10 protein-coding genes are annotated in these 12,838 nt (G+C 44.2%); 5 read left to right on the forward strand and 5 right to left on the reverse strand.

Annotated elements, in window-relative coordinates; all coding sequences use genetic code 11:
• Positions 1-42: 42 nt before the first annotated feature.
• A complete protein-coding gene (locus tag PLE7327_RS08410; RefSeq protein WP_051036405.1) occupies positions 43-972 on the reverse strand; it encodes an ADP-ribosylglycohydrolase family protein in 930 nt (309 codons plus the stop codon).
• A 445-nt stretch (positions 973-1,417) separates the two neighbouring features.
• Here PLE7327_RS08410 and PLE7327_RS08415 point away from each other — a divergent pair, with 445 nt between their 5' ends.
• The 4 genes from PLE7327_RS08415 to PLE7327_RS08430 all read left to right on the forward strand — a co-directional run bounded on the left by PLE7327_RS08415 (position 1,418) and on the right by PLE7327_RS08430 (position 7,172).
• Positions 1,418-3,232 carry a fatty acyl-AMP ligase gene (locus PLE7327_RS08415; protein WP_015143417.1) on the forward strand — a complete coding sequence of 605 codons (1,815 nt, stop codon included), beginning with the start codon at positions 1,418-1,420 and terminating at the stop codon, positions 3,230-3,232.
• A 159-nt stretch (positions 3,233-3,391) separates the two neighbouring features.
• Complete coding sequence (locus tag PLE7327_RS08420) at positions 3,392-5,206, forward strand: acyl-CoA dehydrogenase (protein WP_015143418.1); 1,815 nt, start codon at positions 3,392-3,394, stop codon at positions 5,204-5,206.
• A 16-nt stretch (positions 5,207-5,222) separates the two neighbouring features.
• Positions 5,223-5,579 (forward strand): acyl carrier protein, encoded by a 357-nt coding sequence (locus PLE7327_RS08425; protein WP_217523412.1) that lies wholly within the window; start codon positions 5,223-5,225, stop codon positions 5,577-5,579.
• A gap of 135 nt (positions 5,580-5,714) precedes the next feature.
• Positions 5,715-7,172 carry an MBOAT family protein gene (locus PLE7327_RS08430; RefSeq protein WP_015143421.1) on the forward strand — a complete coding sequence of 486 codons (1,458 nt, stop codon included), beginning with the start codon at positions 5,715-5,717 and terminating at the stop codon, positions 7,170-7,172.
• 156 nt (positions 7,173-7,328) lie between these two features.
• Here PLE7327_RS08430 and PLE7327_RS08435 read toward each other — a convergent pair whose 3' ends face one another.
• Entirely contained in the window at positions 7,329-8,420 is a 1,092-nt protein-coding gene (locus PLE7327_RS08435) for a saccharopine dehydrogenase family protein (protein WP_015143422.1), read from the reverse strand.
• A gap of 257 nt (positions 8,421-8,677) precedes the next feature.
• Here PLE7327_RS08435 and PLE7327_RS08440 point away from each other — a divergent pair, with 257 nt between their 5' ends.
• Entirely contained in the window at positions 8,678-10,252 is a 1,575-nt protein-coding gene (locus tag PLE7327_RS08440) for a trypsin-like peptidase domain-containing protein (protein ID WP_015143423.1), read from the forward strand.
• A gap of 168 nt (positions 10,253-10,420) precedes the next feature.
• Here PLE7327_RS08440 and PLE7327_RS08445 read toward each other — a convergent pair whose 3' ends face one another.
• From PLE7327_RS08445 to PLE7327_RS08455, 3 genes are all read right to left on the reverse strand, one after another.
• Positions 10,421-11,320, reverse strand: coding sequence for a glycosyltransferase family 2 protein (locus tag PLE7327_RS08445; RefSeq protein ID WP_015143424.1), 900 nt, complete (start codon positions 11,318-11,320; stop codon positions 10,421-10,423).
• A gap of 212 nt (positions 11,321-11,532) precedes the next feature.
• On the reverse strand, positions 11,533-11,742 hold the full coding sequence (locus PLE7327_RS08450) for a hypothetical protein (protein WP_144266101.1): 210 nt from the start codon (positions 11,740-11,742) through the stop codon (positions 11,533-11,535).
• Between the two features lie 119 nt (positions 11,743-11,861).
• Positions 11,862-12,785, reverse strand: coding sequence for a glycosyltransferase family 2 protein (locus PLE7327_RS08455; protein WP_015143426.1), 924 nt, complete (start codon positions 12,783-12,785; stop codon positions 11,862-11,864).
• Between the last annotated feature and the right edge of the window lie 53 nt (positions 12,786-12,838).

Raw genomic sequence — 12,838 nt, forward strand, 5'->3', positions numbered from 1 at the left:
AAGCATAAATACTTAGTAAACTATCGTGTAAAACATCAGTGTTTACTTTTTTATTACTTTACTGTCTACATTAAACAGAGGATCTAAAAATGAATATTCTCCTTGAGAAATAATCTTGAGAGAAGAGCGGGGTTGCATTACCAGAGGCGAAGTGACAGCAGCAGATTCAAGAGTATCCAAGCCTTCTAGTCTATAAGCGCCCGACCAAGCAGCAAACAGACAAGTCACCTCTCTAGTAAGTTTTTGACCCGTTGGGTGTTTGCCAACCGCTACACGCCAATCGATAGGAATTCCGCTAAAACTGTTGTGCGCTCCTGCCAAAGCACCAGTTAGAGCAGCAACGAGAGAAGCTTGTTTGCCCGTCCGAATGGCTTGCATCAAGCAAAGTCGAAAATCTTCTGGAGTGCGAGCAAAACAGTAGAGTGCTAGCACTATCGGATTCGGTTTGCCGCCCTTAGAGATTTGGGCGATCGCTTGCCGTAGGGAAGTTCCTTGCTCTAGCCAAGTCCGAACTTGCTCTAGCTGGTCCATGAGGGGAGTCTGAGCCAATCGATAGCGAGCCAAGATTTGAGAAAGCAATCGATCGGGATCGAGTTTTTCTCTGAGTGCCAGCGCGATCGCATACGCCCATATTAAAACATCTTCTAAGGTCTGTGCAGACAATTGCCAAATGTTTACCAAATGTTGTAGCTGCTCTTTGAGCAACCCCAAGTCGTCATGAAAAAAGAACAGTATGGGTAGCGCCGCTACAGCCAATTCGCCGCCGTTGGTAGGAGTTTTGCCCTCTAAAGTAGTAGACAGGCGAGCGCCAATTTGCTCCCAGTCTTCGGCAGACAACGTACCAGAAGCGAGCCAAGGTTCGATCGAGTCGATCCCTATCTCCGATACGATCATTCCTTCTCGTTTTGAAGAACTGCCAATTAAAATCTCTCCCAGGAAACCGCCGAGCAAACCGCCTTGAAACCGACTCAAAAGTGAGTATCGCACCCTCTTTCGACCTCCTTCCCCATCTATTTTGGCTTGTACTAGCTTATAGGCTTCGTACTAATTACGCCTACGAGAGATCCCCGATCTTTCTTTCAATCGTACCGAGTCAGTGCCGTAGCTTTTCTTATTAGATTAAAAAGGTTTTTGGTAACTCTATCTTTAAAAGCTTTAAAGATAGTATTATGCTTGAATCTTTATCTTGAATTTATGTAAGAATAGCTTTCTTAAGGCTCTTGAAGGTTACTTCTACAAGAAAGAAGTTGAATGGGGCTGACAATTTAGGTAAGAGGTTGACATAATTTGTAATTAAGTTAACGTTTATATGTTCTAATTTATCGACAATGTAGGTAACGCTCTGCCGCTCCGTCGTGTCTGAAGGAAGTCGCAGAACGGCAAGAGGACTAATCTAAAAGTTACTAACGAGTTAAAGATGACCCAAAGCCTTGAAAAATCAACAGCGATCCAAACGGTTCCTTCAACCCTAATCGAACTCCTGCGCGGGAGAGCTACACAACAACCTGACGGTCATGCTTACACCTTTCTCATCGATGGAAAAACAGAAAGTGCGCCTCTGACCTATGGAGAATTAGACCGTCAAGCCAGAGCGATCGCCGCCTTACTACAACAGTATCGGGCAAAAGGAGAACGAGCGCTATTGCTCTATCCTCAAGGACTGGAAGTCATCGCTGCTTTTTGCGGGTGTCTGTATGCGGGAGTGATTGCCATTCCCGTTCCCCCGCCAGAATCCGGCAGACTCAAGCGAACCTTACCCAGACTGCGAGCGATTGTTAAAGACGCTCAAGCCACCTTTGCTCTAACTACAGCGGGAATTTTGTCTTTAATCGAGAACGTGCGCGACGAATTTCCCGAATTCGAGCTAATGCACTGGATCGATTCGGCAACCGTCGATCTTGCCCTCGCCGAACAGTGGCAAGATCCGCAGGCAGACAAAAACCAGTTAGCTTATCTTCAGTATACGTCGGGGTCTACTTCCACGCCTAAAGGTGTAATGCTCAGTCATTTTAACCTGATTCACCATGCTGGCTACTTACAAAAAGCTTGCGGCTACGAACCCGATAGCGTGACGCTTACTTGGATGCCATACTTCCACGATTACGGACTCGTTGAAGGAATGATGGTGCCCCTCTACAACGGCACGCCTTGCTATCTCCAGTCTCCCTTCGCCTTTATCAAGCGTCCCGTTCAATGGCTAAAAAACATTACTAAATATCGCGTCACCCATTCTCAAGCGCCTAACTTTGCCTATGACTTGTGCATTCGCCGCGCTAAACCAAAAGATCTTGAAGAACTCGATCTGAGCAGTTGGCAAGCGGCAGGAAATGCAGCCGAACCTATCAACCCGAAAGTGATGGCAAAGTTTGTCGAAACCTTTTCTCCCTGTGGCTTTGCCTGGGAGACCTTTGCTCCCGCCTACGGATTGGCAGAATATACTTTGCTCGTCTCGACGAAACCCAAAGGACACAAACCCGTTATTACACGCCTAGAAGCTGCCGCTTTAGAAAAGGATAAGATTGTCGATGCCAAGCCAGAGCGAGAAAACGGCATTCGGACTATTGCTAGCTGCGGTCGTCTGGTTTGCGATACCAAAGTTGCGATCGTGCATCCCGATACCTTAATTCGCCGTGCACCCGATGAAGTAGGCGAAATTTGGGTTGCCGATCCCAGCGTCGCTCAAGGGTACTGGCAGCGCGAGGAAGAGACAGAGCGCACTTTCAGAGCTTATATCCAAGATAGCGGAGAAGGGCCTTTCCTGCGCACGGGCGACCTCGGATTCCTCAGAGATGGAGAACTCTACATTACCGGACGGATCAAAGATTTAATTATTATGCGAGGCACGAATCACTATCCGCAAGATATTGAATGGACGGTGCAACATCTGCATCCTGCCCTTCGCCCCGATTATGGGGCTGCTTTCTCTATTGAAGATAATGGAGGAGAACAATTGGTTATCGTGCAGGAAGTCGAGCGTCGAACTGAAAATTTAGATCTAAAGCAAATAATTGGCGATATTCGTCAAGAAATTGCCGAACAGCATGAAATTCCTGTCTACGCGATCGTGTTGGCAAAATCGGGAACCATTCTCAAAACGGCGAGTGGCAAGATTCAGCGTCGCGCTTGCCGCCAGAACTTCTTGAATGGAACGATTAACATCGTTGCCGCTTGGAGCGAAAATCCCGAACTCGTGGCAAAATTTAGTCCTGCGGATGAGGAAATTGAAGAGTAAAAATTGTAGTTTTATCGGAAGGCGATCGCGCTTCTTTTGAGCTAACCAACAGAAGATATGGCTAAAATAGCGACAAATTCTGGTGAACTCTCGACCTTCAGCAATGACAAAAAAGCATTGTTTTGAAATCATTTCTTGGATGAATGGAGCGAAAATCTGATGCACGAACTCAAGCAATACTGGGTTGCCCAAACGCTCGAAAAAGATTTAGGCGATCCTCTCGCCCCAGACAGCATTATGTCTTTTAGGCGGGTCATAGAAATCGATGAAAGCGAGGAATTCCCGCACCAAGAAATCGATTGGCTATACAAATGGAAATTACAACATTACTACGTCCCTGCCAATTGTAGCGGAAAATTTACCTCTTTTGAGGAATTTGTCGCCTTTGTCAGAGTTCTGTCGCGTCGAGATCAGACCATCGGCATTGCCTTTACTACCCTCTTCTGGTCGTTTCTGACTTGGATGGCAGGAAGCGAGGAACAGAAACAAAAACTTGCTCGCTACATCATGGACGAATGTGGAGCAATGTGTCTCGGCTATTCCGAGAGAGAACACGGCAGCGATTTAGTAGGCGGCGAACTGACGGCGACGAAAGTTCCCGGCGGCTATCTTCTCAACGGAGAAAAATGGCCCATCAACCGCGCTACTATTTCTGGCATTGCTTATATTTTGGCGAAAACAGAACCCGCAGGCGGTCCGAAATGCCTCACCCTTTTTATGGTGGACAAGCGCGAACTCGACCCCTCGCAGTACTACAACCTACCCAAAATCCTTACCCACGGCATTCGCGCTTCTGATATGAGCGGGATTGGGTTTAAAGATTGCTTCGTTCCCGACTCGATGCGCCTCAAGGAAGAGGGAGACGGATTGGAATTGGCGCTCAAAGGCTTCCAAATTACGCGGATGTTGTGCGCTGCTTTCTCCCACGGAGCTGCCGATACTGCTCTTAGGACAACCCTGAACTTTGCCACTAATCGAGTTCTCTACGGCAAGAAAGCGATCGATCTCCCCCAGCCTCGTAAAACCCTCGTCGATGCCTTCCTCGACATTTTAATTTGCGAGTGCGAAACTATAGGCGCAGCTAGAGGATTTCACATTATCCCGGAACAGTTTAGCGTCTGGGCATCAGTGGTGAAATACTTTGTCACTGTGCGGTTAGAGACGATGGTGAATAGCGTCTATGTCGTTCTAGGTTCTCGTTTCTACTTTCGGGAAGAACATGACTATGGCATTTTCCAAAAGGTGCTGCGGGATAACTCTATTATCAGCATGTTTGATGGTAGCACGATCGTTAACTTGCACGCGCTAATTCTTCAGTTGCGTCAGTTGAGCAAGTACCGCGCTAGAAGAAAGCCGCAAACGATGGCAGAGATTCGGTCTCGTCTGGAAACCATCTTTTCTTTGAACAAACCCGTGCCGACCTTTGAACCCCAAAAATTAGAACTGTTCGGTCGCGGTATGGACGACCCATTACAGGGACTAGAAATTGCTCTGCAACAACTGGAGGGATTGAAAGAAGATACCGATCTCGATCCAGCAGTGTTGGCTAAGCTGCTCGATCTGGGAAATCTAGTATTAGAGGAATTAAATGCCCATGACGAACAGATAGCGAACTCAAAATTTGAATTCGGTCACGAGCAATCGCCCGAATTGTTTGAAATCGCCAAGAAGTACTGCACGTTGCACGCAGCAGCAGCTTGCTTGCATATGTGGCTGTATAATCGGAAAAATTTGGGCGATTTCTTTGCTAAGGGAGAATGGCTGGTACTGAGTCTGCACAGACTTTTGCGTAGCTTGCGACCCCTGCCGTACTTTATCTGTGAACCTTATGTAGAAAACGTCGCTCAAGAACTGCTTAAGCTTTATAGAGAAGATAAACTGTTCTCAATCGTTCCTTTCCAACTCGCGCGATCGCAATCAAAAACACAAGAGGATAAAACCCATGCAACTTCAGAACTCCAGCTTCAAGCTTGACGAACAAGCACCAGCAATGACTCCTGTCGAAGCCGTCCAAAATTGGCTGGTCAAGCAGTTGTCCGAGCAACTATCTCTCGATCCCAAAACGATAAACGTTACCGAACCGTTGACCCGCTACGGACTCGATTCTATCGATGCCGTGACGATGGTGGGCGACTTGGAAGATTGGCTCGATCTAGAGCTTCCTTCTACGCTGTTCTGGGATCATCCGACCATTGAGAAGTCAGCTCAATATTTATGCGAGAACTTTGATTTGTCGAGTGCGTTAGGCGACGTTAAAACAGCCCAAGCAGAAGCTTCTGGTCAGGAAACAGCACAGCCAGCTTCTAGCGGAAAAAAGGGTTGGGGGGGTCTTTGGGGGCGTAAGTAATAAAATCAGTAATCAGGATAAGGGCGCACGGCGATGCGCCCGTACTATTTGAGAAATTTAACTTTTTTCTTTTTTCTCTTATCTCCACCGTCCTGCGGGCGGGAGCGCTAATCACCAATCCCATATTGCAGAGCCTTGAATTACTCTGACTTTTCCTTTTGGCTTATTTTAATCGGATTTGCTATTCCCTATTTCGGGATACGCTATCTTGCGAAGACACTCAATCTTTGGCGAGATAGCTTTGACAGCATCGGACTGATGGTTTGGTCGCTAATGCTGTTTTTGAATACCGATCGCATTAGCTTCGCTGTCTTTGTCTTCGAGGTCGTCTTCAATTACATTATGGTGGCGCTGATGTTGCGTTACCAAAGCGTGCAAGCTAGGCTTATTGCGATGACTGTCATCGTTTTTGATATCGCAATTCTTGCCTATTTTAAATATCTAGCCTTTTTTGTCAAAGATGTGGCGGGATTGGTAGCAACTATACCGCAAAATTGGCAAACAACCTTTCCCATTCCAGTACCCGATCGCATTCCTCCCGGCGTTTCTTTTTATACTTTCCAAATGGTTGCTTTCGTCGTCGATTCGCTGACTGCAAGGAAAAAGAAACCGATCGGTTTTCTCGATTATGTTAACTTCGTCTCTTTCTTTCCTCAAATCGTCGCCGGTCCTATCGAACGCCGCGTGGATCTCTTCCCTCAAATTGAATCGTTTCGCTTTAAATTTTCTTTTGATAATTGCGAGCAAGGACTAAAGTGGCTGTCTTTGGGGCTGTTTATGAAATTCGTCCTCGGCGACAACCTTTCACCTTATATTGATTTGAAAGTGGCAGATAACGCTTGGATTATTTGGTTCCAGGCTTTCTTATTTGCACTCAGAATTTATTTTGACTTTGCCGGATATAGCTTTATTGCAGTGGGTCTGGCTAGATTTTTGGGCATTAAATTAACGCTTAATTTCCTAGCTCCTTATACTTCCCAAAGTATCAATGAATTTTGGCGGCGGTGGCATATTACGCTAAGTACTTGGTTCCGAGATTACGTCTTTATCCCGCTCATGGGTTCGCAAAAGCAATTGGCTCCCTTTTTCCTGTTTATCACTTTTACGCTCTCTGGTTTCTGGCACGGTGCTGCCTGGAATTTCATCCTTTGGGGAGCCTATCACGGCGCTCTCTTGCTAGTTTTACGCTATTTGGGCAGACCCTTTTATGGCTTTATCGGCAAATACATGTCCCAGCCTCAATTTGTCTCTTGGGGACTAACCTTTGCCTCAGTGGTTCTAGGATGTTTATTCTTTATGGAGACGAATACTAGACGACTGCTAGCTAAATTACTTGCGATCGCAACCCCTTGGAACTATTCTTTGACTGGCTTGGGCAAATTATTTAGTTCCTATAGCCTAAATGAAGGAGTCATGCTGATTGCTATTTTGATATTGGCAACGGCTGTTCTCCTGATGGAGCATATCGCTATTTGGCAGCGGAAATTTGAGTACGAGTTACTTCTCTCTCCTTGGGTATCGCCAGTATTGCTTGGTTTAACTGTCCTACTGGCAGAAAAAACCCCATCGAAGTTTATTTATTTCGAGTTTTAGCGGGAAGGGAATTCATTAGAATTCCCTTGCTCGAGCGCGAAAGTCCTATAGGCGAGGACTTTCGCGCTCGCTAGATAAGGCTTTCAGTCCATGTTAATGGACTTATGCTGTTAGCCAAGAAATTGATTTCTTGGGGATCGTTAAACGGATTTGATATTATTCAACGTTCAGTTGTCGATGAATTTTAATTCCTCGACTTGCCATAGTTTCCTCAAATAAATTAGTTGGCAAGACTTGTTCTACCGGAAAAATTCCAGGTTGGTGGAGTTTTCCTGCTAGTACTAATTGGGCAACGCCTCCCGTTCCATATCCAGCAGCAATTGCTGTATTTTCATGTACCATTGTCGAGTAATATTTGACATTGCGATCGCCTTTCTTGCCGCTTATTTCCGTTCGCATTGCTACCCCAATGCCGCTAAAGCGATCGGTCACGGAGGTCATTTTATAACCGACATGAGAAAAAAATTCAACTCCTTTTTTACTCTTAACCCATGCCGAAGGAAAAACATGAGCTGTAATCCAGGTTAGATGATTATATAGATCGGGAACTGACCCAAATTTTGTAATAACGTTTTTGACAGGAAAAGATTCAGCAAAGGTATAAGTTTCTGGCACGTCAAACCAATAAACGCCTGTCTTGCCATACGGTTTGGGAAATTCTATAACTTCTCGTTGGGTGTAAGGCAATTTTTTTTGCCATTTGCCATCTATCCACACCTCGAATGGTTGTTGCAATCCCAAGAAAGTCGTTCGCATGACGGTAATACCAGCACCGCCAGAACCTGCTACAACATAACTGAGATGAATCGTTTCGGCTGCGTCAAGCTGTTCTATTCCTTGACGAACCATACTATTAGAAATTCCTGGAAAAACTCCCGTATTTAAAATTGCCGTAATACCAGCCGTTTTTGCTTCGTCTCGATAATTGATAACCTTCTGATAGAAAGAACGGTGGTCGCTAACATCGATATAATTAACGCCTTGTTCGATACAAGTTTTGAGAACCCGACCATCTCGATAATGAAACGGTCCTGCACAATGAATGACTAAGTTAGAAGTTGCGATCGCAGCTCTTAATCCTTCTAAATCTTCTAAATCTAAGGCAAGAAATTGTAGAGGTTGTTTAATATCTTGTCTGGGTTGGCGACCCGTAACAATAACTTCTGCATCGGTGTGGTTAGCGATATCTTGAGCTACGCTACTCCCAATTCTTCCACAACCCCCAATAATTAAAACTTTTTTAGTCATTTTTTTTAGATTAAAAATTATTTCAAAGATCGTACCCGAACATACAAGGCTATTTCAGTCTATTAGGTTAATATTTTAGCTCCAAGAAATTTATTTTTTAAAGATTTATCTTTCTGTATTGCTTATCCTGTAGGGAGATCGATTTTAGCGCGATCGCGTTCAATTATAATGGGATGGGTTACGATCCAATCGATCGAGCGCTAAATCGGTTCCGAGTAGAAAAACCGAGATTGAGAGGCAAGTCTTGTAGATATGCCATGTCTAAATTTACTCGAAAGTTTTATTTTCTAGTCATTTGCGGGGTTATTGTTGGCATTCTAATTTTATATATAGCACGCCTCGATCGCTTGCGTACCAATATTTCTGTCACTACTGAGAAAGAAAGCATATCTCGCCATCCCAATGCAATCGCTGCTTTAGAAGCAGGAATCGAGTCTTACCAACACTCACAAATGCTAGATGCAGAGATAGCTTTTCGTAAAGCGATCGCACAGGATGCTAACTTAGCGGAAGCATATAACAATCTAGGGGTAATTCTTTTTTGGAACGATCGCTCACAAGACGCGATCGCTGCTTTTAGGAAAGCACTCGATCTTAAGCCATCCTATCGAGTCGCTAATACCAATTTAGGCTGGCTGTTGAAAACCGAACATTACTTCCAAGAATTCATAGAAGCTTATGCCAAAAAAATGCCTGTTAACCCCAATGAGTCTTTAGCTAGGTATAGCCTAATCCTGAAACCAGCTTCCGATCGGTGGGACTATAGTACCCTAGCCCAGGCGATCGAGCAATACCGATCGCAAGTAAAAAGAAATCCTCGTAGTGCTTGGTCTCACTATAATTTAGGAATAGTGCTAGATATGCTGGGGGATTTACCCGCCGCGATCGCCGAGTACCAAATAGCCGTCGATCTTCAATCAGATTTTGCAGAAGCTCATAGCGATCTAGGGAATGTTTTAGGAATTTTAGGAAAAGAAAAACAGGCAATTTTTCATCTAACCAAAGCACGAGATTTATTTCGGAAAAAAAGCAAAATAGATTATCGAGCAACTAATAATTACAATGCTTGGCAAGCAGAACAATTAATCGCTCAATTTCAATCTAAGTCAGACAATAAAAAAAATCTTGCCTTTAATTCCTCTAAGTTAATGGCAACTGCTTTTGTTGAAGAAGGAAAAATCCTGTCTCCCGATCGAGTTTATGCAAAAGTTAGTCCATCTATTGTTTGTATCGAAAAAGAAACGAGCCAAGACGGCGAATGTGGCGGTGGTGGCATAATTGTTACTTCTGATGGGTTGGTTCTTACTAACCAGCATGTTATCGGAACGAAATCAACGGTATCAGTTAAATTAAAAGATGGAAGAAAGCTTACTGGCAAGGTTTTTGAAAGCGATTTAGTTTTTGATTTGGCTTTATTAAAATTACAAGGAGCTAACGATCTGCCAAAAGTTACTTGGGCTGATACCAAGATTAAAGATGAAGCAGGAGGGGAGTTAATTTTAGTAGATTCAAATCCAGTTTATGCAATTGGCTTTCCTTTCCCAGAAGAATGGAAGATGTCCAATGGACAGGTTCTTAAATTACAGAGTCAAAAAATACAATCTTATAGAACGCTTTTAAAAGCTTTTATAACTTCTAGTGACTTAGTTCTCCCCGGATATAGCGGCGGACCATTGATTAACTCTTATGGACAAGCGATCGGGATCACTTCTCACAGACATCGAAAAACCGGTGTAGGAAGACATATTTCAGTTGGAACAATTAGAGGTTTTATCGATGAAGTAGTTCCCTGGCTGAGAATAACTAATGGGAGATGGGAGAACTTATATTAATTTATCTTATATTAAGGTTACAGGTCTTTAAAATTCCTGGGGTTTGACGATGTTTTCTCAAGTTGATTGATGTTATGAATGAGTTTCGAGATTTTTCTGTTTTAAAAGCCTTGACCATTCCTCCTTTGTTAGCGATCGCCTGTTAAGGAATAACTCGTTTCCCTAAAATCACAAAAGACTGCGATCGCGCTGCAACCGTTCCCAGAAAAATCCTGCGACATTGGCAACTTGGGAAACAAAAAATAAGCCAGCCAATAAGACTCTTGGATGGCGAGATGGGATAGAAAAAGGATAGCGCAGTAGGTCGGTATAAAACGTCAGTGGCTCGACTTTAATAGGTTCTAGATTGCGTTGCGAACGGACTTGGTGAAAATGAAACGCGCCGCGACCGTAGTTAAAATGCTGCCGCCAAAAGGTAGGCAATGAAAGTTTATGGGCATGATAGACTAAAGCTTCCGGGACGTAAACCATTGTGTAACCGCGATGCAACCAGCGATCGCACAATTCCCGATCCTCTCCTGCCGCCAAGGGAAACGTCGTATCGAAGTAGCCAAGCTCGCGAAAGCGTTCTGTCGATAGGGCAAAGTTATTAGAAGTAAAGAACGCAGCTCGCTGGGGGTCGCGATTGTAGTAAGTGTAAAGATAATCGACTAAAAGCTGGCTGGCTTCTGAGTAGAGATTCTCAGATAATTCGTTAATTGTATGACCGCCGAGCAAGCCATCGGGATACCGGTCGAAATGGGTTTCGAGCACCTTCAACCAGTTGGGATCGGGTTGACAGTCGTCGTCGGTAAAGACAAGAAACTTTCCCCTCGCACTGGCGGCGCCCGTATTGCGGGCAGCGGCGGGTCCGGCGTTAGTTTGCCGAATGAGCTGGAGGTTGAGTTCTCCTCTAAATGGCGATACGACTGAATCTAGCGATCGCGCGCTACCATCATCAACGACAATAACCTCAAAGCGATCGCGCGGGTAGTTCAGACGAGTTAGGGACTTCAAGCAAGTTTCCAGTCGCTCTGGGCGATTGTAAGTGGGAATAATGATGGAAAAGAAAGGCTGTTTGGGTTCCATAGTTTTATATTTTTGTCAAAATGAGCGATGGAATTTCCAGTCTCGCTTATCCTCAGAAAGTTTTTTCAGCAGGCATATATTATGAGAGAAAAATCTGATTCCTCCGTAATCTCTTTCAAAAGGATTCTGTAAAAAGCGGTAGGCAACTCTCATTAAATACGTGGATAAATTTGGAAAATTGCCAATTTTGACAACTTCATAGCGTCGGTTTCTTAATATGTAATACAAAACTTTCCTAATTCCTGGCATCCATATATCGTCAAACAACACATATCCTTTTTTTGAAAATTGTGTTTCTGAACTAGATCGTAGAGAATGGTGCCCGTCTCGCGAGGAGTAGCAACGGGGAAAGGATTAATCGAATTTCCCTCAGCGTCTTCTACGTAGCCAGTCTCGTAAATATTTTCTAGGATTGCATTCATGGTTTTTTGCTCAAACATAAGATAGAAAAGTAGAAGCTATAGTTTCATAAAAACTCTTAGTTGAGCGAGCAATCAGAATATCTAATTATTCTGACTCCTGACTCCTATCCTTTCCAAGGCTATTCTCTCGCTGACGTTGCTCCTAATTGAAGCCGACACAGTTCCCAAGCACTCACGTATCTGACATAAAACATAATCAGAGACACTTGAATTTTCTGGTTTAATCCTTGCAAGCGCGAATCTCGAAAAGCATTAAAGACAAAAAATAAAGGAGGAATCATATTGCGCCATAAACAATCGAGAAACAGCTTCTGCTTTTCTAAGCGAGAAGATACGTTTTTACACTGCCGCTGATAGCTTCCTGCTGCTAATCTGATCGTTCTTTTGTACAGTTGAGCCAGAGAATATCTTGCTGGATGCGCCACGCATACGTCATCGGCATAAATTTGCACGTATCCCCCAGCAAAAACCCGCGCTCCCCACTCAAGATCGCCATTCGATTTTAAACTTGCATCGAAAGCTCCGACGCGCTCGATGACTTCTTTAAAGGTAAAAACATTGGCGGTAGCCCCACCTTTATACTCCTTAAGTAATTTCTCCTGAGGAAACGCAGTAATACTTTCATAAAGTTCGACTGCTGTCGGTCGATCTGGGTTTTTGAAAAAAAGGTCTATTTTACCGACTACTTGCCCGCAGTTAGGAACTTTGAGCAAATTGTTTACTCCTTTTTCTATCCAATTTGGAGCGGGAATACAATCTGCATCGGTGAAGGCGATTACTTCTCCTTTAGCTAGCGAGATTCCTTTATTGCGAGCGGCGTAGGAACCCGGAATGCTTTCATCGGTTAAAATAGCTTGTCTAAATCGAGCGACAATGCTTTGAACTTTTTCGCGATCGCTCGAACCGTTATCGACAACAATTATTTCATAAAGCTCTTTTGGATAGGTCTGTTTTTCTAGAGCTTCCAAACAAATTTTTAGATGCTCGGAATCGTTGAAAACCGGAACGATCGCAGAAACAAACGGTCCAGATTTGTACTCCATGATCCGATGATTTTGACGGGTTAATAAAATCTACAATGAGCGAGAATTTTCCT

The organism is Pleurocapsa sp. PCC 7327 (genome assembly GCF_000317025.1).
Classification (GTDB): domain Bacteria; phylum Cyanobacteriota; class Cyanobacteriia; order Cyanobacteriales; family Microcystaceae; genus Hydrococcus.